The organism is Desulfobotulus pelophilus (assembly GCF_026155325.1).
Lineage (GTDB): Bacteria > Desulfobacterota > Desulfobacteria > Desulfobacterales > ASO4-4 > Desulfobotulus > Desulfobotulus pelophilus.
The window spans coordinates 1-25,529 of the sequence record NZ_JAPFPW010000008.1; the positions used below are offsets into that span (position 1 = coordinate 1).

The following is a 25,529-nucleotide window of genomic DNA, read 5'->3' on the forward strand; positions in this document are numbered from 1 at the left end:
AAAAGCAGGATTATTTTTGATGACAGGGTTCTCATTCCTTTTCCTTTCAAGGCATTGAATCTCATGCATTTTGACCCTTTTTTTCTTTTTTGAACCAGCCGGCACAATCTTCCACCAGTTTGTATATCAGGGGAACAAATATCAGGGCCAGAGAGCTGGCCAGAATCATGCCACCCACAACAACGGTACCGATTTCCTGACGGCTGGCGGCACCGGCTCCGCTTGCAAAAACCAGAGGCAGCGTTCCGATGATAAAGGTAAGGGCTGTCATGACGATGGCACGGAAACGCTGCTGGGCCGCTGCTATGGCCGCTTCCATGGAACTCATGCCTGCCTTTCTGTTCTGGGCGGCAAACTCCACGATAAGAATGGCATTTTTAGCGGCAAGGCCGATGAGTACCAGAAGCCCTACCTGAAAGTAGATGTCATTGGGGAATCCCCTGAGCAGAGAGGCCATGGCTGCACCCAGAACGGCAAAGGGAACGGCGGAAAGAACCCCTATGGGAAGGCTCCATCGTTCATACTGGGCAGAAAGGATGAGAAAAACCATCAGAATACCCATGGCAAAGGCGATGGCTCCTGATCCTGCGGCCGCATCCAGCTGATAGGCTTCTCCTATCCATCCGATGAGGATATTCCCATCATTGAAAAGTTCGGAGGCCAGTTCTTCCATGGTCTCCTTGGCCTGACCCGATGTGTAGCCGGGGGCCGGATCTGCCAGAAAACGGGCTGCGGTATTGAGGTTGAATCGGTTGATGATGTCTGCACCCGATGTCCGCTCCAGCGTTACCAGTGAGCTCAGGGGTAGCATATCACCATGGCTGGAGCGGACAAACACCTTGTTGAGGTCTTCGGGCTGGCTCCGGAAATCCTTTTCTGATTGCATGTTTACCTGCCAGTTACGACCGGCAAAGATAAAGTCGTTCACGTACAGGGAGCCGAAGGTGCTCTGCATGGTCTCAAAAATCTGGTTGATGGGAACACCCATGGCGCGGGCTTTTTCCCTGTCTACTTCCGCGTGGAAGCGGGGAATGCTGGTATCCAGAGTGATGCGGGCATTGATCAGTTCTGGCCGGGCATTGGCCGCTGCCATAAGTTTTTGCCCCAGTGCTTCAATTTCTTTGGCTGTAATGTCTCCCCGTACGGCGAGGTAACCTTCCACGCCTCCTGTGAGGGAAAGCCCCTGTATGGGGGGCGGGGTAAAGGCAAAGACATTGGCTTCGGGAATACCCATGCCGATCCCCATAATTTTACCGGCCACAGACTGGGCATCCTGTCCCGGTTCTTCCCTTTCCCGCCAGTCCGTAAGATTGGCAAAGGCAATACCCGCATTGGTGCGAAGGGATCCTGCGAACATGTCATAACCGGCAATGGCCGTAATTTCCTTTACTTCTTCAAGCCCTGTAACCCTGTGGGACAGATTTTCTCTGACGGTTACGGTTTTTGGCAGTGCGGATGCCGGAGGCAGATAGTAGGCCAGCATGGCAACGCCTTGATCTTCCTGGGGAACAAGCCCTGAGGCCATACGATCGAGATAGTAGGCTGTGGCGGCAATGATGCCCACAAAGAGAAGAAAACCGATAAGGGAATTGCGCAGCACAAGGGTCACCATACGGGTAAAACCCCATGTGATACGGTCAAAAGCTTTATTGAAGAGAACAAAGGGAAGGGACACCTTCCGTGCCGGTCTGTCCAGAAGAATGGCGCACATGGCAGGGGTCAGGGTCAGGGCCACCACGCCGGAAACCACTACAGAAACGGCAATGGTAACGGCAAACTGACGGTAGAGCTCCCCGGTCATCCCCCCAAGGAAGGCAACGGGTGCAAAAACAGCCACAAGAACCAGCGTGGAGGATATAACGGCACCGGCCACCTGTTTCATGGTTTCTATGGAGGCGTCCCGCGCACTCATATGTTCCACACGGATGAGACGATCCACGTTTTCAAGAACAATAATGGCGTTGTCCACCACAATTCCGATGGCCAGAACCAGTCCGAAAAGGGTGAGAAGATTGACGGAAAAGCCCAGCAGCAGCATACCGGTAAAGGTACCGATGAGGGATACGGGTATGGCCACCACGGGAATGAGGGTGGCACGCAGACGCTGCAGAAAAAGGAAGGTAACAAGAATAACCAGCAGAACGGCAATAATCAGGGTGATGAAAACTTCTTTGATGGAGATTTCAACAAATTCTGTGGTGTCATAGGGAACCACATAGGCAAGACCTTCGGGAAAGGATCCGGAAAGTCGTTCCAGGGCATTATGAACGGCTGTGGCCGCATCGAGGGCATTGGCACCGGGCTGAAGGTAAACCCCCATGGCCACGGCCGGATCTCCGTTGAAGGAAGTAGAGGCCGCATAGCTCTGGGCACCCAGCTCCACACGGGCCACATCACCAAGGCGCAGGGTACCGCCGTCTTCATCGGCCCTGAGAATGATTCTGGAAAATTCTTCCGGTGTTGCCAGCTGGCCACGGGTGCTCACCGTAAAGGTGAAGGCCTGACCTTTGGGAGAAGGTTCCGCACCAAGGCGGCCTGCGGCAAACTGGGCATTTTGTTCCCGGATGCTGGCTGCCACGTCGGAAGGTGTCAGTTCAAACTGGGCCAGCTTGTCCGGCCTCAGCCAGATACGCATGGAGTAATCGTCCCTGCTGAACAGGGATGCGTCCCCCACGCCGGGCAGACGGACCAGTTCATCCAGTACGTTGAGAAGGGCATAGTTGGCCATGAACAGGGTGTCCAGGCTGCCGTCCGGAGAGTAGAGAACAGGTACCATAAGAATATTGGTGGACTGGGCCTCTACCCGTACACCCTGATCCCTTACCTGCTGGGGCAGTTTGGCCAGACCGGCCTGTACACGGTTATTCACGTTGATGGTGGCCTGATCCGGATCTGTGCCGAACTCAAAGGAGACAATGATGCGGAGATATCCATCATCCATGGCCGTTGACTCCATGAATATCATGTTGTCGACGCCGTTGATTTCCTGTTCAAGGGGAGCGGCCACGGATTCCGCCATTACTTCCGCACTGGCACCGGGATAGATGGCGGTCACCACAACCTGAGGCGGCACAACATCGGGATACTGTTCCACGGGCAGCATGCTTAAGGCAACGGCACCAGAAAGTACAATAATAATGGATATCACCGATGCAAAAATCGGTCTGTCGATAAAAAATCGGAACATCAGGATGCCTCCTCAGATATTTTTTCCGTGGCAGATACTTCCATGCCGTCTCTGAGGGAAACGTGCCCCATAATGACAACCCGGTCGCCCCTCTCAAGACCTTTCAGGATAATCTGTTCACCATGGACTACGGTTCCCAGGGTTACATTGCGGGAAACAGTCATATCCTTATGATTGACCAGAAAAACCCTCGGTCCTTGAGGACCTTGAGTGACAGCGTCTTCGGGTATCATGAAGATATCCGTGAAACTCTGCAGCTGCACACGCACACGGATGAACTGGCCCGGTATCAGGCTGTTGTCCGGATTGGGAAACACCGCCCTTGCCGTCACCGTACCCGTTCTGGGATCTATGGTGCTGGCCGTGAAATCCAGTTCCCCTTTCAGGTCATATTCCGTACCGTCGGAAAAGATAAGGGTGGCTTCATACCGGTGGTTTCCGTTCTCCGTCTTTCCCATGGCCCGCCGGGCCGCGCTTTGTATGGCAGCATCGTCTTCCGGAAGGGAGAAACGTACATGCACCGGATCCTGCTGGGTAATGGTGGTGAGCAGAGCGCCCCATTCCAGAAGATTGCCCTCGGAAAGGGTTTCCATACCGGTAACGCCGCAGAGAGGTGCCCGTACTTCCGTGTAGCGAAGATTGCGGCGTGCTTCATCCACAGCGGCCCTTGCCAGATCCAGCCGGGCCTTTGACAGGTCCAGTTCCGTCAAGGCCTGATCCCGTGTGCGTTCGCTCACCGCATCGGCCTCATAAAGGGTGACGGAACGACGCCATTCACGCTGGGCATCGGCATGGCTGGCTTCGGCATTGGCCAGTTCCGCTTCCGCACGGCGCAGGGCAATTTCATAGCGTTCCGGGTCGATTTGAAAAAGAACATCGTTTTCCCGGACAATCTGACCTTCCACATAAAGACGCTTCTGAAGAATTCCTTCGACCCTTGCCCGAACCTGTACCTGACGGGCACCATGGATACGGGCAGGATACTCACTGAAAACCTTTACATCCCTTTCCTGTACCGTCAGAGTGGTAACGGCGGGAGGGGGGGGATGGTATCCGGTCCGGGGTTCCTCTGAGGGCTCCGAAGACTGGTTGCAGGCCGCAAGGGCAAGCAGAAGAACGGTAAAAAGAACAACATGAACCCGCATGGTTTGCAGGCGCTTGAAAATAGGCATGTTTCCCTCCAGAAAAACATAGGTGGTACCGGACTTGAAAAAAGATTTTCATTTCAGATGAAAAGTGGCTCACCATTTTGAAAATCATGATGCTCTTACCAAATAATAAGGGGCAGTATGCAGGTCAGAAAAGGCTTGGCGGAAATCAACCGCTGTTCTTTTTTTCATGGGGCAGATCCTGCCATAAGGAATGGCTGATCCACCCGAAGCGGGAGAAATAATCAGCTATTTGAAGGCCTTCCATGGAGTAGGATGTTACGGGGATATCTCCTTTGCGTTTCAGCAGGATCAGCATATCCGTATTCTGATCCGTACTGGTCCATATGGCAATACCTTCGCCTCCATGGCAGCATGTGTGGCTTATTTCTCTGGCTTTGATGATAGCCTGTTCCCTGGATGCTTCATTAAAGGCGCATATGCGGATAATTTCTATATTCTGCATGTTTCCTCCATATCAGCATCTTCAAAACCCTGATAGAAGCAAAATGGTGCATCGGGTTTTGGAAGCAGGGCTTTGAAGCATTACCAAAAGACCACAGCATATAAAGCATATAGTATGCCAAAAATAAATAACCTGAAAAAAGGGCGTTTTTATAAAACAGGTATAGAACTATCCGCCATATATGGTATTTTAACTGTCATATTTGGTTTTTTATGGGTTGCTGTTTCATATTTGACAGGCGGTAAAGGGAAAGGATGCCCTTGGTTGTGAATAAAAATGTGTTTTTTCGGGAAGCAACCTTACGAATCTGCGGCAGGCTGGATTTGCAGAGGGCCATGGAGAATACCCTTGCTTATATTCAGAAGATTATTCCTGCGGATGCTCTTCACATCGGGCTTTTTGACCCGGCCACCTCCATGGGCCGTACCATTGTGCGTATCTGCCCGGATCACTGGCCGAAGGTAGCGGCAAACGTTCCCATACCCGAAGCGGCCGTTCCCAGAGTTACGGAAGAATGGAGGTCGGATTTTTCCTTTGGCATTCTCAATGATGCCAGAGAAGAAGAACCCTGTATACAGGAACTGATAGGCCTTTTCTGGCCCGAGGACGTTTCTGTTCTTCGTACCAGTCTGATTATGGAGTCCCGGATGATCGGTATGCTGCTGCTGGCTGCCGCAGGTTGTAACCGTTATGACGAAAGCCATGCGGAGCTGATGGGTATGCTCAATGAACCCTTTTCCATTGCCCTCACCAATGCCCTGCAGTATGAGGAAATTGTTCGTCTGAAGGAGATGCTGGAAGAGGATAATCGATATCTCCATAAGGAGTTGAGACATATTTCCGGAGACAGGATCATCGGTTCCGACTTCGGTCTCAGAGAAGTGATGCAGATGGTGCGTCAGGTGGCTCCTCTGGAAAGTCCGGTCCTTCTTTTGGGAGAAACGGGTACGGGTAAGGAACTTCTGGCCAATGCCCTGCATGCGGCTTCCCCCCGGCACAGTGGTCCTTTTGTGAAAGTGAACTGCGGAGGACTTCCCGAAGGCTTGATCGACAGTGAGCTTTTCGGCCATGAAAAAGGGGCCTTTACCGGTGCTGTTGCCTTGAAAAAAGGACGTTTTGAAAGGGCGGATGGCGGTACCCTTTTTCTGGATGAAGTGGCCGAGCTTCCTCTGGGTGCTCAGGTGCGCTTGCTCAGGGTCTTGCAGAGCAGGGAAATTGAACGGGTGGGCGGTACGGAAACCATTCCTGTCAATGTACGCATCATCAGTGCCACCCACAGAAATCTGGAGCAGATGGTCAAAGAGGGAGGTTTCCGGGAAGATCTCTGGTTCCGGCTCAACGTTTTTCCCATCATGATTCCGCCTCTGCGGCAGAGAAATCAGGATATTCCCGCCCTTCTGGAGTATCTGGTGGCAAGAAAATGCAAGGAGATGAAAATAACAAGAAAGGTACATATTCCTGAGGGAACCATGGAATTTCTGCGTCAGCACAGCTGGCCGGGTAATATCCGTGAGCTGCAGAACCTTGTGGAGAGAGGATTGATTCAGAGTCAGGCCAGAGCTTCCGGTACAGCGGTGCTTGTGCTGGATATGCCCCGGATTCCTTCCCTGAGGCCTGTAATGAAAAACCCAGACAGCAGCGATGAGCCCATTCTTTCTTTTGATGATGCCGCAGGCAGGCACATTCGCAGGGCACTGGAAAAAACCCATGGAAAAATCATGGGCGAAGACGGAGCTGCAGCCCTCCTGGGTCTCCATCCCAGCACCCTGAGGGGGAAGATGCGCAAGCTTGGGATTTCAAAAAAAGAAAAATCTTAAAAAAATATAATTTCAGAATCATCGCTCCAGTATAAGACAATCGGGTTGTTTGTGAGTGAGGTTGGAATCGTTTCGGATTCCGGCACTCAAGATCCTTAAAACATTTTTGCTCCCGTAAAGGGGCTTGAGTTTTTCAGCGTAAGTGCCGGACTGCGTCACGAATAAATGGCCTGGTTGTCTATGCACCTGATTGAAAGTATTCGATTTGCCAAAGGAAAATTTTTCTAAAGTTATAAAATAAAGGAAATTTCTATGCAGACAGAAGAAAAAAATGGCCCTGTTCAGCAGGTGCTTGTGGAACTTCCCCCGTGGGTGGAAGCGGTGGTGGATACAAAAAAAAAATATGATTCCGATGAAGAGAAAATGGGCCTTGCCCTTTTTCTTGCCAAAGAAAATGTGCGTCAGGATACGGGTGGTCCCTTTGGATCGGCTATTTTTGATCAGGAAAGCGGCAGGCTGCTGGGGGTGGGTGTCAACAGGGTGTTTCCCCTGAACAATGCCACCCTGCATGGAGAGATGGTGGCCATCATGATGGCCCAGAAAGCCCTTGCTTCCTTTACTCTCCATGGGCCGGGAAAAACAAGGGAGCTTTTCACCTCCTGTGAGCCATGTGCCATGTGTCTCGGTGCCATTCTCTGGAGCGGTGTCAGCCGTGTGGTCTGTGCGGCGGCTGCGGAAGATGCCCGGGCCATCGGTTTTGATGAAGGCCCGGTTTTTGATGCCTCCTATGCCTATCTGGAGAATGCCGGTATCCGGGTGATCCGCCATTTCATGGCGAAAGAAGGCCGGGAGGTGCTGGAAAGCTACAGCAGCAAAGGTGGTGTTATCTATAATGCCAGAGACTGATTTCAGGGTAAGGTTCAGCCCGCCTGCAGCGCCATCTGCTTTTGCAGATAGTAGTCATAGCTGCCTTCGTAGGGAATCATGCGGCCATGGTCGATTTCAAAAACCCGGCCCACAAGGGAGCGGAGAAAGTGACGGTCATGACTGACAATGAGCACCGTTCCCTCAAAGGCCTGCAGGGCGTCCAGCAGTACCTCCCGTGACTGAATGTCCAGATGGTTGGTGGGCTCATCGAGAATGAGGAAATTTAAGGGCCGGGCCAGCAGGGTAGCCAGAACCACCCGGCTTTTTTCTCCACCGGAGAGCTTGTCTATCCTTTTGTAAACATCATCCCCCTGAAAGAGAAAGGCGGCGCAGAGGTTGCGGATCACCCCCAGTCCTGCGGTGGGAAGGGCGTCCTGAACCGTATCCAGCACGCTTTGTTCCGGATTGAGAATGTCCATGGCATGCTGGCTGAAATAGCCTGCGTGTACATTGGCTCCTATGGTAACCCTTCCCGTGCTGGGTTCGGTCCTTTGGGCCAGTACCTGTAAAAAGGTGGATTTACCCGCACCGTTCACCCCAACCACAGCTACTTTATCTCCCCTGTGGATCATGCCGGAGATACCGCCGAAAACGGAGTGCTCTCCCCCTTCGGGTGTTTGCCAGCTTTTGCCAAGATTTTCCATGGCAATCACATCGTCTCCGGACCGGGGTGGTGGTTCAAAAGTAAAACGCATTTTTTTCTGATCCGGCGGCAGTACAATACGTTCGATCTTTTCCAGCTTTTTAACCCGGGACTGCACCTGTGCCGCATGGGAGGCTCTGGCCGCAAATTTGGCTATGAATTCCTCCTCCTTGGCCAGCATGTCCTGCTGACGTTTGAAGCTGGCTTCCAGCTGTTCCCGCCGGATTTCCCTCTCCTTGATAAAAAAATCATAATTGCCGGTGTAGGTGGTGGCACCTCCATTGCCGACTTCAATGATGCGGGAAACAATGCGGTTCATGAATTCCTGGTCATGACAGGTCATGAGCAGGGCCCCCTTAAAGGAAGATGACAGCCAGTTTTCAAGCCAGAGAATGGATTCCAGATCCAGATGGTTGGTAGGTTCGTCCAGAAGTAGCACATCCGGGTTGGTGGTGAGTATTTTTGCCAGAGCTATGCGCATCTTCCATCCGCCACTGAAGGCTTCCACGGGCCGGTGATAGGCATCGGGACCGATACCAAGGCCAGTGAGCACACTCTGGGCGCGGGATTCCAGCTCGTAGCCGCCCTGATGCTCAAAACTCTCCACGGCCTCGCCGTAACGTTCCAGAAGTTCGGCCAGTGCATTCTCATCCATGGGTTCGGCCATGGATGTTTCCATTTTTCTGATCTTTTCTCCCAGGGTAACCACATCCCCTACCGCTGCCATTACTTCTTCCAGTGCGCTGCGTCCTGCCATATCCCCCACATCCTGAGAAAAATAGCCGATGCGGATTTTCGGGCTGCGGGAAATATCTCCGCCATCGGGGATTTCCTCCCCCATGATCAGGCGGAAGATGGTGGTTTTTCCGGCACCGTTGGGACCCACAAGGCCGGTACGGGTTCCGGGAAGAATCTGCAGGCTGGCATTGTCAAACAGTACCTGATTACCGTGATGACGTGAAATACGATTCAGATGAATCATGAAAAACTCCTTACAAAGCCCCGTAACAGAGGGCCGGGGGAAATCATATCAAAAGACAGGAAACACATGGAAACAGTGGAGAGGGTAAATACGGCTGTTTGCCTTTAAAAAGCCTGCATGGATAACATGGAAAAAGCGGGATTTCAAATACATAAGGGCTTTGTTGAAAATATGGTGCCGTTGGCCGTCTTCAGCCGGAACAGGCAGATATTTCCTTGCACGCGACTTGTTTTCCGGAACACCTTTGCCTATGGTGCCCCATTCTGGAACAATTCCATGCAGCAGATGACGTAATGAAAGGTCCCGAAAAGCATGAAAATTCAAACAACAACAATTTTTGACACACCGGTTCTCAATTGGTTTTTCTGGATGATGGCCAGTGGTATCTTATGGCTTTTCGGGTGGAAAATAGAGGGAGATGTCCCCGAAGAAGAAAAAAAAATGGTGATGATTGCCGCACCCCATACGTCCAACTGGGATTTTTTCTGGACCCTTCTTCTGGCCCTGAAACTACGGCTGAAGGTGTATATGATGGGCAAAAAAGAACTTACGGAAAAGCCCCTGGGGTTTCTTCTGAAATGGATGGGGCTTGTTCCGGTGGACAGAAGCCGGAAGGGAAATACGGTGGAGCTGGCTGTGGAGGTGTTCGGTCATGCGGACAGGATGGTGCTGATCATTCCGCCATCCGGAACCCGCAGCAGGGTATCCCAGTGGAAAACGGGTTTTTATCATATCGCACGGGGAGCAAAGGTTCCCATTGGTCTCGGGTATCTGGATTATGCCACAAAAAAAGGGGGGATGGGTATGCTGCTGTATCCTTCCGGTGACATGGCCGCGGATATGGAACGCATCCGTGCTTTTTACAGCGGTATTAGCGGCAAATATCCGGATAAGGCCTTTCAGGATGAAAAGGAATAGCCGGACAGACTTTCGTCAGACGGTTTAAAAGGCGGAGTCTTTGCCCCGCCTTTATCCAGAGGGTCATATTTTTTTAAGAAGCTGATTGGCCGCCACCAGCAGAGGGTCCCAGACAGGACTGAAGGGGGGAGCATAGGCCATGTCTGTGGTGCTGAAATCCACCACCCGCATTCTGGCGTGCAGGGCTACGGCAGCGGCATTGATGCGGCGGGCCTCATTATCCCTGCCTACCATGGAAACCCCCAGCAGGCGGCCGCTTTGCCTGTCCCCCACCATCTGCACCCATACGGGCCTGGATCCGGGAACGGTTTTGGCTCTGGAATAGGTTTTTACAACGACCTCCACAGGGTCAAAACCGGCTTTTTCTGCCTCATGGAGAGTGAGGCCGGTGCGGGCCACTTCCACATCAAAAATTTTGAAAACACCGGTTCCCGCTACTCCTTCCATGCGTACGGGCCTGCCTGTGATATGGTCGGCCACAGCCCATCCGGCCCTGTTGGCGGTGAGGGCCATGGGGATCCAGGTTTTTTCTCCGGTTACCACATGATAGGCATCGGCGCAGTCACCGGCCGCATAGATGTCCGGATGGCTGGTCTGCATGCTGCGGTTCACCGCAATGGCTCCGGCGGCCCCCAGCTCCAGTCCGGCTTCCTTTGCAAGGAAGCTTGAGGGGCGTACACCGATGGCCATGAGGACCATTTCTGCATCAAAGCAGGCTTCCCTGCAGCAGATATCCAGCCTGCTGTCATGGGTCTCAATGCGTTCCGTGGTGCAGCCGTGGTTGATGAGAACTCCCTTTTCCCGTAACGCCGTGTCCACCGCGGCAGAAAGCTCCGGTGCCAGCCATGGCAGGAGTTCCGGGCGGTTACGGATAAGTTGCACGGTAATGCCCCTTTCCGTAAGGGCTTCACACATTTCAAGGCCGATGTAGCCTGCTCCGATAATGGCTGCTTTTTCAATTCTTTTTTCTTCTATAAAGGCTTTCACTCTGCGGCCGTCATCCAGGCTTTTCAAGACAAAAACATGGGGCAGCTCATGACCGGGAATGAGGGGCATATTGGCAACGGATCCAGTGGCAATGAGCAGCTTGTCAAAGGAAATCTCAAAGGGTTTTCCTCCGGCATCCTTTCCGGAAACCCTTCGGTTTTTCGGGTCAATGGCTTCCACCCTGTGTCCGAGACGAAGATCTATGTTCTGCTTTTCCCGGAAAACGGCAGGAGCCCGCATGATCAGTGTCTCCATGTCGCCCTCTTCATCGGCAATGACATAGGGCATGGAGCAGGCACTGTAGGAAACATCTTCCGTCATTTCAAGAACGGTGATGGCCATGGCCGGATCATTGCGACGGGCGCGGCTGGCAGCACTCATACCTGCCGCATCACCTCCGATGATGACAAAGTGCATAGGGACTCCTTTCGGATAGGAAGTATCCGTATCGTGTAAACTGGCTGGTGATGCCTGGCGGCATCTGGGCTGAGCCGCCTGTTCGCCGGACCCGGTATGCAGGTACGGTATGGCTCAGGATCAGGCAGGCGGCCGTGGAGTTTTGGGAGGGGTCGGGCTACGGCCGGGTAACCGGTATTTCCCGGCCCCTCTTTCGTATGGAAACAGTATCGTTTTTTTCAGGATGCGACAAATTTTTTATAGGGCCATGCCACAACCCCGCCATCCATATAGCGCACCTTTGCATAACCTGCCCCGTCAAGAATTCGCTGGGCCTCGTAACCCCGCAGGGAAATTTTGCAAAACGTTATAATTTCTTTGTCTTTTGGTATGGTTTCTATCTGTTCCCTCAGTTTGCCAAGGGGTACAAGGCGTACCCGTTCATCTTCTATGCGTATCTGCTCAAATTCTTCAGGAGACCGCACATCAAGAAAAATAAAGTCATCGCCTTCTTCCATGCGGGTTCTGACTTCCGAAGGAGTGATGCCGTGGCCGATGTCGTTGATTTTGTTTTCCGCAATATTAGCCGCCACAATGATGTTGTCCATGGCCGGACTGAAGGGAGGAGCGTAAGCCAGATCATAATTGCCGAGGTCCATCACCGTACCCCCGTGGCTCATGGATGTTACGGCCACCTCAATGCGCTTGGCCACATCACCGTATCCCACCACCTGGCAGCCCACAATTCTTCCCGAAGGGTTTTCTGCGATGAGTTTGATAATAATGACTTTGGCTGAGGGCAGGAAATGGGCTCTGTCCGGTGCGGGGGAAAGGGCGGTTACCACGGAAAGTTCTTCCTGGCCGGTCTCTTTTTCCGTGAGGCCCGTACGGGCAAGGGAGAGATCGAAAATCCTGACTATGGCCGTACCGAGAACACCGGGAAAACGGGTGGGCCTGCCGCAGATATTGTCGGCAATGACCCGGCCGTGTTTGTTCGCTGTGGAACCCATGGGCGCATAAACCGGCTTGCCCGTAACGCGGCTGGTATTTTCCACACAGTCTCCGCCCGCATAAATGGACGGATCGCTGGTGCGCATGTGGCTGTCAACACGGATACCTCCCAGAGGGCCGATTTCAAGACCCGCTTCTTCAGCCAAACGGATTTCAGGCCGTACACCCACGGCAATGAGTACCATATCGGCAGGATAGCTTCCCTGTTCGGTCACCACGGTCCGTACCCGGCCCTGATCATCCCCCAGAATTTCCTTTGCCCTGTCCTTCAGATTCAGGGCGACTCCTTTTTGCAGCATTTCGTTTTTCAGGTGAAAGGCAATTTCCGGATCTACCAGATTTTCAAGAAGGTGTTCGGTCTGTTCCACAATCCGGACCTTCATTCCCTGCCTGACAAAGGCTTCGGTGACTTCTACACCAATGAGTCCTGCACCAATGATCACGGCATGCTTACCTTCCAGACTGCCCTCCTGATCCCTGATTTTCCGGGCATCCTCCACCGTGGAAAGAAAATTGACCCCTTTGAGTTCTACGCCCGGAATGGGCGGCTGGATGGTGCGGCTGCCAACGGCCAGAACCAGTTCATCGTAGGGGAATACCCGCCGTTCACCCGTAAGGGTGGAAACCGCATGGACCTCTTTGGTTTTTCTGTCAATTCGTTCCGCTACTGTGCGGTTTACAACGGTGATGTCCTTGACAGCTCTGAAAAAATGGGTGTCCCTCACCACCCCGGCAGGAGTGCTCATGAGTTCGGAATGATCCCGGACTTCACCGGCAATGTAGTAGGGAAGACCACATCCGGCATAGGAGAGGATTTCATTCTTTTCAATGATGGTGACTTCCGCATGGGGCATGAGTCGCTTGATACGGCTGGCAGCCTTGGGGCCACAGGCCACACCGCCGATAACAACAACGCGTTTTTTCATCCGGGCTCCTTTGATCGCAAGGGTTTATATCATTTCCCTTTTCAGGGATTCGGGCGGATTTTTACCGGAGTATAATGAGCGTATGTTCAAAAAAAGGTTACATATTTTTTGTTGTTGGCCGGAGGCATGCCGATGGGATACGGATATGGCGCAAAGGGGCTCAGGGAAGAAGCCGGACCGGTTTTTCCAGAAGAAAGGACAGGTTTTCCTGAAGAAGGAGCCCTGTGACGGGGGTTTTTCGGGTGAAAAGGAGCACTTCTTTTTGACCCACGGCCAAAAGAGTTGTCTTTTGTAAAAGAAGACCGCTGCCTTCCCTGAGGCCAAGAACGCGGCCCCGTGGATGGAGGGTGAGATATTCCTGAATGCGTTCTGACCGGGTTTCTCCCCTGTGCCCCGGAGGATGGGCATCCGTGTAATGGGGGTTGATCTGAAAAGGGACAAGATCAAGGGCTTCCAGTCCGCCGTGATCTACAATGGGCATGTCATTGGTCGTGGCAATGGTGGGACAGGCGAGGTTGGCACCGGCACTCCAGCCCAGATAGGGAGTGCCTTGTTTTACATACATGGATAGAGGTTCCAGCAGCTTTGCATCATGGAGTCTGCGCCGGAGCAGGTGGGTGTTTCCCCCTCCCACCACAATGGCCTCTGCCCTTTCCATGGCAGACAGAGGCTGCTGGCAGCGGTGAAGTCCCTGAACCAGGATACCCATGGGAGCAAAGGCCATGGCCAGCTTTTTTTCATAAGCGTCATAGTCCGGGGACGGGGCAGCAAAGGGGATGAACAGAACTTCCCTTACGGCCCCCAGAAACCCGGCCATGGTTTTTTCCCAGAATCCCAGCCATGAAAAGCCCTCCTGACCGGAGTTGCTCAGGAGCAGCAGGCGCATGGACGGCTCCGTTTCAGGCATCATCCTTTTTTTCCTGAACGACATTTTCTCCGGAAGGGGAGGCCGATGGCTTACGCCGTCTTCGGCGTTTTTTGGGGGTAGGTGCACCCGGATCTCCGGAAGGTTTTTCCTGTTTTTCCTGTTTTTCCGGGGAGGAGGGAGTCCCATGCTGGGTACGTCGGGCAGGCCGTCTTCTGCGTCCGGGGCGGTTCGAGGGAGCCTGTTCTCCGGATGCCTTTTCCGTCTCCTGAATCCGGGGCGGCGGGGGTGGAATCTCCAGAAGCTCATCCTCCGGGTATTCGCAGGTGAAAGGTTCTCCGATATAGTCTTCAATGGCTGGAATATAGAAAGAATCCTCTTCATCGGCAAAACTGATGGATATACCGGAGGCTCCGGCCCTTCCCGTTCGGCCGATGCGGTGGACAAACTGTTCCGGATCCTGAGAAAGGTTGTAATTGACCACATGGCTGATGCCGTCAATATGAATACCCCGTGCAGCCACATCCGTTGCCACCAGTACGCGGAAGGATCCGTTTTTAAAGTTGTCCAGTGCCCGGATGCGTTTATGCTGGGGCACATCGCCTGTGATCATGGAAGAAGAGATGTTATATCGCTTCAGCCGTTCGCTGAGATGGCGGGCTTCGCTTTTGCGGTTGGTGAATACCATCACCCTTTCCAGCTTCTGTCGGGTGAGAATATTCCAGAGCAGGGCGAATTTCTGATCTGCCGTAACAATGTAGTTTTTCCGGGCCACACTTTCCGTTGCAATGACATCGGGCTCTATTTCCACGTTCACCGGATCTATGGTCCACTGACGGGAAAGGCGCATGACATCATCGGAAAGGGTGGCGCTGAAAAAGAGGGTCTGGCGCTGTTCCTTGCGCGGGGTTTCGTACACGATCTGCTTTACATCGGGAATGAAACCCATATCCAGCATGCGGTCCGCCTCATCAATGACAAGGATTTCTACCTTGTACAGACGGATCAGTCCCTGTTTTTTGAAATCCAGCAGACGGCCCGGTGTGGCTACCACAATATCCACAACCTTTTCCGCAAGAATTCGTTTCTGATGCTCATATCCCATTCCACCGAAAATGGCAGCAATCCGGATGGATGTGTATTTACCCAGATCCCTGGCATCCTGCTCGATCTGCAGGGCCAGTTCGCGGGTGGGAGCCAGTATAAGGGCTCTGGGAACACCGGGCCTGCGGTTGTCTCTGGGGTTTTTCATGAGTCGGGTGTAGATGGCCAGAAGAAAGGCGGCACTTTTGCCGGTTCCCGTCTGGGCCTTGCCTGTGGCATCCCTTCCTTCCAGGGTTCCGGGAAGAATATCCGCCTGAATGGGTGTGCAGTACTGAAAGCCCAGTTCATGGATACCCCGCATCAGTTTGGCCGGCAGGCCAAGATCATGAAAGCGGGTTTTGCCTTCCATTTCCGGAATGGTAAATATGTTCGGATTCCACTCATGGCTTTCGACGGGAAGATCGGAAGAGGTTCTTCCGGAGGTCTTCTTTTTTGGGCGGGTATCGGAATTCAGACTTTCTCTGGGTTTTTTGTTTTTTTCCTTTCCTGCCTCAGAAGAAAGACGGTCCCTTGCAATTTTATCAGGAGATGGAGGAGTGAGCGGTTCTGCGGTGGTCTCCGGGCGGCCTTTGGCCTTGCCCTTTCCAAAAATACGATCTTTGAGTTTAACAAAAATGGCTCGAATCAAAAGAATACCTTTTTACAATTTGGATACAACAATTATGCGCCCCAACGCCTGCCACCGGGCAGGGGTTGCCGGAACGCCCCTTTTCATGCAGACGCAAAAAGAAAGATAATATAAACTTCACTTCACAATCTCAAGGAAATCTTTAAATTCCGGCACATCGGACCGGGCCATGGCTTCAAAAAGAAGTCCTTCCGTACAGCCCGGCAGTACACCGAAAGCCTGCATCCGCAGCAGTCCGGCTTCCTTGTCTGCCGGGTTACGGGAAGAGACCGCATCCATGGCCACATGAACCCGGAATCCTTCTGTACCAAGCCCCATGGCAGTCTGGGCTACGCATACATGGGCCTCTATGCCGCAGATCAAAATGTCTTTGGCTGCATGTTCGGAAAGCCAGTTCCGGAATGCGGGTTCTCTGTGTCCGGAAAAATGGTGCTTGGTGAAAAGCGGTGCCGTTTCCGCAAGGCATCGCAGTTCCGGAAGAACAGGTCCCAGACCCTGGGGATTCTGATCCAGAAAACAAAGGGGCAGCTGTAAAAGTCTGGCTCCCCGGATCAGGATGGAGCAGCGCTCGATGAATTCTCTTGCTTTGTGCATAGCCGGAAGCAGCCGTTGCTGCACATCTACAACCACAAGGCAGGGCGGATTGTCAAAGGGGATCATTTTTCCTCCATTAAAAAAGAGATGTTGGAAACCAGACAGAACCGCAGCGGAGGGTGTTCAGGCCATGCCCTTGAGAACGTCTGCCTTTATAAGGATCCGGATAAGGAAGCGCCAGCCCGTTTCAAGGCTTTTCCTCAGAAGAAATTCATCGGGTCTGTGGATGTGGCCGCATCGGCAGATACCAAAGGTGGCCGAAGGCCATCCAGCTTCAAGGCTTGCATTGGCATTGCTGCTGATGGGTTTTTCCCTTATGGAAAAGCCTGTCTCTGCAGCGGCCTCTGTCAGGATGTTGCTCAGAAAATCCGGCTTGACAGCTATGGCTGCGGGTCGGTGTCCGGCAGGGTCAATCTGGATTTCAAGGGCGGCCTTTTTGGCAAGGGTGCGGAGTTTTCTGTCCGCCGTTTTCAGCAGCAGGGGGTCCGTGCTGCGAAACTCGAAAAGGGCACGGGCTTTTCTGGCAATGGCGTTGATGCCTTCCCCACCCCCTATGGTTCCAATGTTTGAGGTAAGACGCCGATGGACGGCTCCGGGAGGTGTATCGGCTATATCCACAGCTTTCTGCAGGAAAGCAATGAGTTCCGATATGGCGTTTTTTTGTCCCCAGTCTTCCCATGAGTGGCCTCCCGGTCCTCGAACGGATACCCTGTACCTTCTGCATCCCACAGCGGAAAGGGAAAAACTCTCCATGCCCAGATCCAGACAAAAGAAAGCATGGGGCAGAAAATCAGAACGGGAAAGGTAGTGCCGGATTCCCTTCAGGTTTCCCTCCCCCTCTTCTCCTGTGGAAAAAAGCAGACGCAGCGGCCGGTTCAGCAGCAGCCTTTTGCTGTGGACCCCTGCGGCCAGCATGATAAGGAAGGAAACGGCCGCAAGATTATCCGCCACACCAGGGCCACAGAGTCGCTCCTCTTCTATCTGAAGCTCCCCACCGCCCGGGCCGACAACATCCATATGGGCATCCATAACCACAGGTGCCGTCTTCTGTTTATGGGAAAAAATTACTTCCAGATTACCCGCACCATCCACCGTAAAGGGAATGCCCATGGATGCAAGCCGTTGTCCCAGTACAACACGGCGGGGGGCCTCATTTCCCGTTGGTCCGCAGGCAGCCATCAGGGGCTTCAGCAGCGACAGAAAGTCTTTTTCTTTCCATGTTTCCATAAGGAATCCTCCTTTTTTATTACCATAGGCCTCTCTGTGTTTTTTTGCAAAAAAAGGACCCTTGACAGCTTTGTGATTGTGTTTACTTTTTTGCCATAAAAGAGCTTGCCATGGCAGTTACGACTCTTTTCTATAATATACAGGAAGCAAAGACATGGATAAAAAATGTGCATAAAATTGTATAAAAAATTTATAAATAAAAAACTTTTATAATGAAATTAGGTTGCGGTGCAAAAAGAATTATATTGTCTCATTTCATATAAAAAAGAGCAAAGATAAAAACAAAAATAATAGATAAAAGGAGGTGCTGTTATGACACTGGTAAGATGGGAACCTTTCCGCAACGTTGCCTCTCTGCAGGATCGTATTAACCGGATGTTTGACGACGCTTTTAACAAGGCCAGAGATGTGGAGGAAGACGGTATGGGTGCATGGCGGCCTTCGGTGGATATTTTTGAGACGGAAAGCGCCATTATTCTGGAAGCCGAGCTTCCCGGTGTAACCCGTGATGATATCAGTGTAGAAGTGGAAAACAATGTGCTTTCCCTGAAAGGAGAGCGAAAGGAAGTGCGTGAGGTGGAAGATGACCGCTACTACCGCAGGGAGAGGATTGTGGGCCGGTTTCACCGGGCTTTTACCCTGCCAGTGGATGTGGATCATGAGCAGATCCGTGCCAACTTCCAGAATGGTATTCTTCGACTGGAAGTTCCCAAGCCAGAGGAGAAAAAACCTAAGAAAATCGCCATTAAGGTGGATAACTGATAGCCGGTTTTCCCTGCCGGAGAAGCCCTCCCTCCGGCAGTTCAAAGTCCTTTCTTATGGAAAGGCAGCATAAGTACCTTCCCCCGGAAAAGGCCCTGATCAGGGCCTTTTCTTTTTTCCCGTAAATCGTTACAGTCCTGTCTGCGGTCCGGGATGACCCGTGTACCTTATCCAGTGGTTTTATGTTACATTCATACCCCAGGCGAGACTTGTGAGTTCTTTTCTCCATACAAAATGGCAGCACCTTCTCAGAGACAGTGCCGAAACTCCGGAATCCATTGCCGCTGCCCTCAACCTTGATGCAGGCAAGCTGCAGAAGGTGACGGACCGCTATCCGGCCCGGATTAACCCCTACTATATGAATCTTGTCAAAAAATACGGAAAACCTCTTTTCCGGCAGGCTGTCCCCTGTGAAGAGGAGCTGGAGGATCTGCCCTGGCTTTTCCCGGACGGGCTCTGCGAAGAGAAGCAGTCTCCGGTTCGCGGAGTTTTTCACCGGTATCCGGACCGGGTTATATTGGCTGTATCGTCAGAATGCGCTCTTTTCTGCAGGCACTGCATGCGAAAAAGGGATGTGGGAAAGAAAAAGTTTTTTGACAGAGAAGCCGCCCTCGCCTACCTTGAGAATCATGAAGAGATCAAAGACGTGATTTTGTCCGGTGGTGATCCTTTCATGCTTTCCGACGACTGCCTTCATGAGCTTCTTTCGGCCTTACGACGTATTCCCCATGTGGAAACATTGCGTATTCATACGCGTATGCCCTGTACCCTTCCCCAGCGGATCACGCCGGAGCTGGTGAGTATGCTCCGTTGCCATGCGCCCCTTTTCATTAATACTCATTTTAATCATCCCTATGAGATTACGGGTGAAAGTGCCTTTGCTTGCGGGCTTCTGGTGGATGCGGGTATTCCCGTGGGATGTCAGTCCGTGCTTCTCAGGGGGGTTAATGACAACAGCCAGATTCTGAAAGATCTTTTTCGTGGTCTTCTTCGTATTCGGGTTAAGCCGTACTATCTTCACCACCCGGATCCTGTGGCGGGTATTTTGCCTTTTCGTATGGATCTTGCGGAGGGCCTTGGGATTTACAGCAAGATCCTTGGTCATATTTCCGGCATGGCCGTACCGCCTTATATGGTGGATCTGCCCGGAGGCGGTGGTAAAACAGCCCTTTCCCGGAACTGTTTTCCGGAAGCGGATGCCAACGGCTGGATACGATTGAAAAATTTTGAAGAAAAACAGTATTTTTATCCGGCACTGGCCCGTCCTCTGGGGCCTGCCATCCTGTCATAGAAACAAAGGAGAAAGCATGGAGCTTGTGCTGACCAAAATGCATGGTCTGGGAAATGATTTCATTTTGGTGGATGATCGTGATGGCCGGGTGGCGGGCAGATATCCGTATCCGGATCTGGCCCGAAAGCTCTGTGACCGTCATTTCAGTATCGGCGGAGACGGACTCATCGTGGTACTGCCTTCCCAGAGCTGTGACATGGCCTTTGCCATTTTTAATTCCGATGGTTCTGAAGCGGGAATGTGCGGTAACGGCATGCGTTGTTTCGCCAGGTTTCTGTATGAAAAAGGACTGTTGCGGCAGAAGGTGATTACTGTGGAAACCCTTTCTGGTCCCGTGGTCTGCATCCTGGAAAATGATGAAGAGGACAGGGTTATGGGGGTGCGTGTGGACATGGGGCCTCCCAGATTACTTCCGGCAGACATCCCCTTTGTATGGGATGGGGGCAAAGAGCCCCTTGAGGTAGCCCTTAAGGTTCTGGACCAGACTTTTCAGGTGACACCGGTTTCCATGGGCAACCCCCATGCGGTTATTTTTATGGAAGATATTGATCCGGTACCCCTGGAAATATGGGGGCCGGCCGTGGAAAATCACCCTTCCTTTCCGGAAAAAACCAATGTGGAGTTTGTGCAGGTTCTTTCTCCGGAAAGCATACGGGTTCGTGTCTGGGAAAGGGGGGCCGGTGTTACCCTTGCCTGCGGTACCGGTGCCTGTGCCGCTCTGGTTGCCTCTGTTCTAACGGGCAGAACGGGAAAAAAAGTGGAAGTACTTCTTCCCGGTGGCCGTCTTCTGGTGGAATGGGATGATCGGTCCGGTCATTTGTACAAAAGCGGGCCCGCGGAAACGATTTTTGAAACCAGCATACGAATATGAGGAAGAACATGGATTGTCAACAGGAAGTGGACAGGGCCGTGAACCATATCCGGAAGCAGACTTCCAGTGTTCCGGAGGTTCTTGTGATGACAGGAACGGGGCTGGGGCAGAGCACGGGAAGCCTTCATGTTCAGGCCCGTATACCCTATGGTGATATTCCCGGTTTCCCTGTCTCCACGGTGGAAAGCCATGCCGGAGAACTGGTGCTGGGCTGCCTTGGTGGCAGGCAGGTGGCGGTCATGCGGGGGCGTTTTCATCTGTATGAAGGGTACAGTCCTTCCGCCATTACCTTTCCTGTCCGGGTATTTCAGGCCATGGATGTGAAGACCATGATCGTTACCAATGCCGCTGGAGGGGTGGGGGCGGATTTTCGGGTGGGTGATCTCATGCTCATCGAAGACCATATCAATCTCACAGGAGAGAATCCTCTGGTGGGACCTAATCGTGATGCCTGGGGGCCGAGATTCCCCGATATGTCCTGTGTGTATGATCGGGACCTGGGAAGCCTTGCAAAGGATACGGCCCTTGAACTGGGATTTTCCCTTCAAAAAGGAGTCTATCTCGGACTGAAAGGTCCCAGCTTTGAAACTCCTGCGGAAATTCGTTTTTTCAGCCGTATGGGTGCCCATGCCGTGGGCATGTCCACGGTAATCGAGGTGATAGCCGCCCGTCATGCCGGCATGCGGGTACTGGGGCTTTCCACCATTACCAACATCAATGATCCGGACAACCCCGATACGGCTACCATCGAAGCCATTGTGGAGGAAGCGGGCAAGACCGCAGAGCGTCTTGACAGGCTCCTCACCCGGATAGTGGAGAAGATGTGATGAACGTGGATCTTTTCGTGGAGAATGGCTGGATACTCACCATGGATGGGGGGGACAGGGCCTGGGAAAAGGGAGGAATGGCAGTCCGTGGAGAAGAAATTGTTGCCATCGGATCCATGGAAAGCCTTTCCCACATTCGGGCAGAAGAATGTATCAATGCCGCCGAAGCCATTGTGCTCCCGGGTTTTGTCAATGTGCATACCCACGCATCCATGACCCTTTTTCGCGGGCTGGCCGATGACCTGCCTCTGATGAACTGGCTGGAAAACCATATTTTCCCCGCAGAGGCAAAGCTGACGGAGAATCTTGTGGGATTAGGTGCGGAGCTGGCCTGCCTTGAGATGATGGCCTCGGGAACGACCACCTTCTGTGACATGTATCTTTTTGAAAATGCAGTGGCGGAAGCTGCGAACCGGGCCGGAATGCGGGCGGTTGTGGGTGAGGTTCTCTATGATTTTCCTTCTCCCTGTTATGGTCCCATTGAAAAGGGATTCGCCCATGTGGAAAAAATGATTGAGAGATGGAACAGTCATCCCCGAATTACCGTTGCCCTGAAGCCCCACTCGCCCTATCTATGTGCGCCGGATCTTTTGCAGAAGGCCTTTCAGATGGCCCGGACCCATCAGCTCCCCTTTGTGATCCATCTTTCTGAAACTTTGGCGGAAAAAGAAAAAATTCTCGCAGCATACGGCAAAAGTCCCACAGCCCACCTGGCTTCGCTGGGCGTACTGTCACCGCAGACCCTTGCGGCCCACTGCGTGGTAATGGATGGGGAGGATATCGCCCTTCTGGCAGAAACAGGAACCTGTGTGGCTCACAACCCCCAGAGCAACATGAAGCTGGCCTCAGGTATAGCGCCCGTTCCCGCCTTTCTTCAGGCAGGCATTCCCGTGGGGCTGGGTACGGATGGTGCTGCTTCCAACAATGATCTCAATATGTTTTCTGAAATGAGAACCGCTGCCCTTCTGCATAAGGTGGCTTCGGGAGATCCTACGGTGATGGATGCCCGGACCGTGTTGCGCATGGCCACCATAGAGGGAGCCCGGTGTCTGGGTATGGACCATAAAACAGGCTCCCTTGAGGTGGGAAAACAGGCAGATTTCATTCTGATCCGTCGGAATGCTCCCCATATGACCCCCATGTACAACCCCTTTTCCCATGTGATTTATGCCGCCGGTCGCAACGATATTTCCGATGTCTTTGTTGCAGGCCGGGGGGTGTACAGAAACCGTACCTTTATAACGCTGGATGCGGAAAGAATCTGTGCTGGTGTACGGGAGGCAGCACGGAGTTTTTGCTGAGAAAGGCAGAAGCAGAAAGGCCTGTCTTTTGCTCTGCCAGACCTGCCCGAATTTGCCCATAAGTACTTTGGCGCTTCCCTGAGGCAGGTCCCTGCCTTGGGGCAAGAACCAGAGCCTTCCTCTCCAGTTGCTTTATGATCCGTCGGAACTCGCTCAGGGAGGTTTTGTTCAGAAGCGCTTATCAAAAAGAAGGCTTTCGTCTGCCGATCCTGCATGTATCGGCAGACGAAAGCCCCTGTATCTGTATGGCACATGTACAGGGGCTTGATTTTTCAGTACTGTGAAGTTAAGTTTTTCCAATCGGATATGGAATCATCCTGTGTCCTGTGTGCGGCAACAGCTTCCCTTTCGTCTCTCCGCGCTCCCTACCTTTTCATAATGCTCCGGAGGTTTATCCGTGATTCCTTCCCTGATCATCCTGCAAGCCTTCAGGAGAAACAAAAGTCCCGGGAAGATGAACGAGGATGCCAGGGCGTTTTTGTCTTTTTCGGCAGAAAAAAATTTTACGCCAAGGCGTATGGCCCTTCTGTTCGGTATTCTTTTTTATGGCATATTTGGCTTTGTGGATAATTCCCTGCTTGGCCCTTTCGCCCTCTATGTTATTTTTACCGCCCGTTATCTGCTTATCATTCCTCTGGCTCTTCTTGTTCTGGGGCTCAGCTATCGTACAGCCTGGGTACAGCGGCATTTCGAGGGCTTCATTTCCCTGCTCATATCCCTTGCCGCCATCAGCATGGTGATCATGGTCGTGATGGCAGAGAGTGAAGCCATTCTGTCCCACTTTATGTTCGGCCTGCTTCTGGTACTGTTTGTGGGCTACAGCCTGTTCCGGTTCTTTTTTTTCTGGGCTGCTGTTACGGGTGGCATTATTATCACGGCCTTTCTATGCGCCCTTCCGTGGATGCCTCTGGAACCTTCCTTACGGACAGCCTATATCCTGCAGTTTATCTGTGCCTATGTTGCCAGTATGATCGGTGCCTTTGTCATGGAATCCGCATCTTACAGAGATTACCTTTCCCGCAAGGATGCGGATGATCAGCGAAACAAGCTGAATATCCTCAATGCGGAGCTTGAGACCCGTGTGGAAGAAAGAACCCGCATTTATAACGAAAAGGCAGAGGAGGCCGAAGAGCTTCTCCGCCAGCAGCATATCGTGGAGAGAACCCTGCGCATGACGGAAAAACAGCACAGGGATTTACTTGAAATTGTGGAGGATGCCTGTTTCGAGATGGATCTTGAGGGCCGGGTGAAGTTTTTCAATACGGCTCTCTGCCGTATTACGGGAAGGCACGCTCCCGAAATCAGGGCAAACCGGTTTTTTTGCTGGCTCAATGTGGACGATGGCACTCTTTTGAGAAAGCGGATGGAAAGTATGGGGCATGTGGGGGGAACCAGTATTCTTTCCCTTTCCCTGAAAAAGCCCGATGGAGAGATCCTGCGGATCCGGCTCAGCCTGTCTCCCGTAGAGGATGGAGAAAGCCGGATTTCCGGATTCCGGTGTGTGGGGAGGGATGTGAGCCGGGAGGGTGATAGTGCAGGGCATAAAGACGGAGAAAAACCCTTTCGGCCGGATAGTGAGCACCTTGGTTTTCTCCGCCATATGGCCCACAGCATGCGTACTCCACTGAATGCTTTTGTGGGCGGGTTGCATCTTCTGGCCGGAAACGGATGCGGGAGTGCGCACAGGGAATCTCTGGGTGAGGCTGCTGAACGGATGCAGCGTGTTCTGGAGGATATGCAGGACTATATTCAGATGACGGAAGGGCAATGGCTTCCCCATGGAGGGGTTTTTTCTCCGGAGGAGGCTGCCTCGGAAATCTGCACCCGTTACCGAAGGTGGTCTGAGAGCCGGAATCTGGAATTTGTTTTTAAAACCCGGAGTCTGCCACCCTCTATACAGGGGAATGCGGGTTTTTTCCGGGGGAGCCTTGGCAAACTGCTGGATAATGCCCTGCGCTTTACGGAAAGGGGAAAAATAGAGGTTTTTCTGGGCTGCCGGAATATAGCGGGAAGTCTCTGGCTGTCCATGGAAATTTCCGACACAGGATGTGGTATGGATGAGGAGACCCTTGCCCTTGCCCTTGCTTCTCCTTTCCGTATGGAATTTCAGAAAGAGCATCGGGAAGGACTGGGCCTTGGCCTTGCTTTCATCCGTCTGATGATCGAAGAAATGGGCGGTACCCTGCGTATCCGAAGTAAACCCGGTAACGGTACTCAGGTTATATGTGAAATGCCCGTGAAAGAATCGGTGGAGGTTTTCAGCCTTCCCCTTGCAGAAGAAGAGGACGGGGAAGAAGAGCTTCGTATTCTGCTGGTGGAAGATAACATAATCAATCAAAAAATCACCATGAAGCTTCTGGATACAAAAGGGCATTTAGCCGACCTTGCTGAAAATGGTTTTGAGGCTCTGGAAAAAGTGAAGGCGCAAAGCTATGATCTTGTGCTGATGGATATTCAGATGCCAGGAATGGATGGCATCACAGCTACAAGGAAAATCCGGGAAGGCTTTTGCGGAGACAAAAAGAAAAAGATTCCCATAGTAGCATTTACGGCCCATGTCTCAGCCGGCGACAGGCAGGCCTGCCTGGACGCGGGAATGGAAGATGTACTCACCAAGCCGGTGAAACCCGTGGATCTGCATGCCATGCTGCGAAAATGGACAAGACGGCAACCGAAGGATCTCTGAGTCTGGAGAATATTCGGTATTTGAG

20 protein-coding genes are annotated in these 25,529 nt (G+C 52.5%); 10 read left to right on the forward strand and 10 right to left on the reverse strand.

The genetic code is table 11. The annotated features are described in order from the left end of the window. Nucleotides 1–61 precede the first annotated feature (61 nt). The 3 genes from OOT00_RS08080 to OOT00_RS08090 all read right to left on the reverse strand — a co-directional run bounded on the left by OOT00_RS08080 (nucleotide 62) and on the right by OOT00_RS08090 (nucleotide 4,801). Nucleotides 62–3,187: an efflux RND transporter permease subunit gene (locus tag OOT00_RS08080; RefSeq protein ID WP_265424811.1), complete on the reverse strand. Its 3,126-nt coding sequence runs from the start codon at nucleotides 3,185–3,187 to the stop codon at nucleotides 62–64. Continuing rightward, complete coding sequence (locus OOT00_RS08085; protein WP_265424812.1) at nucleotides 3,187–4,359, reverse strand: efflux RND transporter periplasmic adaptor subunit; 1,173 nt, start codon at nucleotides 4,357–4,359, stop codon at nucleotides 3,187–3,189. The genes OOT00_RS08080 and OOT00_RS08085 overlap by 1 nt, the downstream gene beginning before the upstream one ends. A gap of 145 nt (nucleotides 4,360–4,504) precedes the next feature. Continuing rightward, on the reverse strand, nucleotides 4,505–4,801 hold the full coding sequence (locus OOT00_RS08090; protein WP_265424813.1) for a hypothetical protein: 297 nt from the start codon (nucleotides 4,799–4,801) through the stop codon (nucleotides 4,505–4,507). Between the two features lie 114 nt (nucleotides 4,802–4,915). Here OOT00_RS08090 and OOT00_RS08095 point away from each other — a divergent pair, with 114 nt between their 5' ends. The 3 genes from OOT00_RS08095 (at nucleotide 4,916) to OOT00_RS08105 (ending at nucleotide 7,464) form a co-directional block, all read left to right on the forward strand. Next, nucleotides 4,916–5,071 (forward strand): hypothetical protein, encoded by a 156-nt coding sequence (locus tag OOT00_RS08095; protein ID WP_265424814.1) that lies wholly within the window; start codon nucleotides 4,916–4,918, stop codon nucleotides 5,069–5,071. Further along, a complete protein-coding gene (locus tag OOT00_RS08100; RefSeq protein ID WP_265424815.1) occupies nucleotides 5,068–6,618 on the forward strand; it encodes a sigma 54-interacting transcriptional regulator in 1,551 nt (516 codons plus the stop codon). Before OOT00_RS08095 ends, OOT00_RS08100 begins: the two co-directional genes overlap by 4 nt. 252 nt (nucleotides 6,619–6,870) lie before the next feature. Continuing rightward, nucleotides 6,871–7,464 (forward strand): nucleoside deaminase, encoded by a 594-nt coding sequence (locus tag OOT00_RS08105; RefSeq protein ID WP_265424816.1) that lies wholly within the window; start codon nucleotides 6,871–6,873, stop codon nucleotides 7,462–7,464. 14 nt (nucleotides 7,465–7,478) lie between these two features. Here the strand turns inward: OOT00_RS08105 and OOT00_RS08110 are convergent, their stop codons facing one another. Beyond that, nucleotides 7,479–9,110 (reverse strand): ABC-F family ATP-binding cassette domain-containing protein, encoded by a 1,632-nt coding sequence (locus tag OOT00_RS08110; protein ID WP_265424817.1) that lies wholly within the window; start codon nucleotides 9,108–9,110, stop codon nucleotides 7,479–7,481. 312 nt (nucleotides 9,111–9,422) lie between these two features. On the opposite strand from OOT00_RS08110, the gene OOT00_RS08115 reads away from it, so the two are divergent. Beyond that, nucleotides 9,423–10,028: a 1-acyl-sn-glycerol-3-phosphate acyltransferase gene (locus tag OOT00_RS08115; RefSeq protein WP_265424818.1), complete on the forward strand. Its 606-nt coding sequence runs from the start codon at nucleotides 9,423–9,425 to the stop codon at nucleotides 10,026–10,028. A 63-nt stretch (nucleotides 10,029–10,091) separates the two neighbouring features. Here OOT00_RS08115 and OOT00_RS08120 read toward each other — a convergent pair whose 3' ends face one another. The 6 genes from OOT00_RS08120 to OOT00_RS08145 all read right to left on the reverse strand — a co-directional run bounded on the left by OOT00_RS08120 (nucleotide 10,092) and on the right by OOT00_RS08145 (nucleotide 17,766). Continuing rightward, on the reverse strand, nucleotides 10,092–11,432 hold the full coding sequence (locus tag OOT00_RS08120; RefSeq protein ID WP_265424819.1) for an FAD-dependent oxidoreductase: 1,341 nt from the start codon (nucleotides 11,430–11,432) through the stop codon (nucleotides 10,092–10,094). 218 nt (nucleotides 11,433–11,650) lie between these two features. Then, nucleotides 11,651–13,348: an FAD-dependent oxidoreductase gene (locus OOT00_RS08125; RefSeq protein ID WP_265424820.1), complete on the reverse strand. Its 1,698-nt coding sequence runs from the start codon at nucleotides 13,346–13,348 to the stop codon at nucleotides 11,651–11,653. Nucleotides 13,349–13,508: 160 nt separating this feature from the next. After that, entirely contained in the window at nucleotides 13,509–14,258 is a 750-nt protein-coding gene (pepE, locus tag OOT00_RS08130; protein ID WP_265424821.1) for a dipeptidase PepE, read from the reverse strand. After that, nucleotides 14,248–15,945 carry a DEAD/DEAH box helicase gene (locus OOT00_RS08135; protein ID WP_265424822.1) on the reverse strand — a complete coding sequence of 566 codons (1,698 nt, stop codon included), beginning with the start codon at nucleotides 15,943–15,945 and terminating at the stop codon, nucleotides 14,248–14,250. Before OOT00_RS08135 ends, pepE begins: the two co-directional genes overlap by 11 nt. A 117-nt stretch (nucleotides 15,946–16,062) precedes the next feature. Beyond that, nucleotides 16,063–16,605 (reverse strand): isochorismatase family protein, encoded by a 543-nt coding sequence (locus tag OOT00_RS08140; protein ID WP_265424823.1) that lies wholly within the window; start codon nucleotides 16,603–16,605, stop codon nucleotides 16,063–16,065. A gap of 57 nt (nucleotides 16,606–16,662) precedes the next feature. Further along, complete coding sequence (locus OOT00_RS08145; RefSeq protein ID WP_265424824.1) at nucleotides 16,663–17,766, reverse strand: M20/M25/M40 family metallo-hydrolase; 1,104 nt, start codon at nucleotides 17,764–17,766, stop codon at nucleotides 16,663–16,665. A gap of 312 nt (nucleotides 17,767–18,078) precedes the next feature. Between OOT00_RS08145 and OOT00_RS08150 the strand changes: the two genes are divergently transcribed. The 6 genes from OOT00_RS08150 (at nucleotide 18,079) to OOT00_RS08175 (ending at nucleotide 25,504) form a co-directional block, all read left to right on the forward strand. Continuing rightward, a complete protein-coding gene (locus OOT00_RS08150) occupies nucleotides 18,079–18,528 on the forward strand; it encodes an Hsp20/alpha crystallin family protein (RefSeq protein WP_265424825.1) in 450 nt (149 codons plus the stop codon). A gap of 211 nt (nucleotides 18,529–18,739) precedes the next feature. Beyond that, nucleotides 18,740–19,819, forward strand: a complete 1,080-nt coding sequence (locus OOT00_RS08155; protein ID WP_265424826.1) for a KamA family radical SAM protein — start codon at nucleotides 18,740–18,742, stop codon at nucleotides 19,817–19,819. 16 nt (nucleotides 19,820–19,835) lie between these two features. Continuing rightward, the gene (dapF, locus tag OOT00_RS08160; RefSeq protein WP_265424827.1) at nucleotides 19,836–20,690 is read left to right on the forward strand and encodes a diaminopimelate epimerase; all 855 of its coding nucleotides are present in this window, start codon (nucleotides 19,836–19,838) and stop codon (nucleotides 20,688–20,690) included. A gap of 8 nt (nucleotides 20,691–20,698) precedes the next feature. Further along, nucleotides 20,699–21,517 carry a purine-nucleoside phosphorylase gene (locus tag OOT00_RS08165; RefSeq protein ID WP_265424828.1) on the forward strand — a complete coding sequence of 273 codons (819 nt, stop codon included), beginning with the start codon at nucleotides 20,699–20,701 and terminating at the stop codon, nucleotides 21,515–21,517. Further along, a complete protein-coding gene (locus tag OOT00_RS08170) occupies nucleotides 21,517–22,818 on the forward strand; it encodes an amidohydrolase family protein (protein ID WP_265424829.1) in 1,302 nt (433 codons plus the stop codon). Before OOT00_RS08165 ends, OOT00_RS08170 begins: the two co-directional genes overlap by 1 nt. Before the next feature lie 397 nt (nucleotides 22,819–23,215). Continuing rightward, nucleotides 23,216–25,504: a response regulator gene (locus tag OOT00_RS08175; protein ID WP_265424830.1), complete on the forward strand. Its 2,289-nt coding sequence runs from the start codon at nucleotides 23,216–23,218 to the stop codon at nucleotides 25,502–25,504. Nucleotides 25,505–25,529 lie beyond the last annotated feature (25 nt).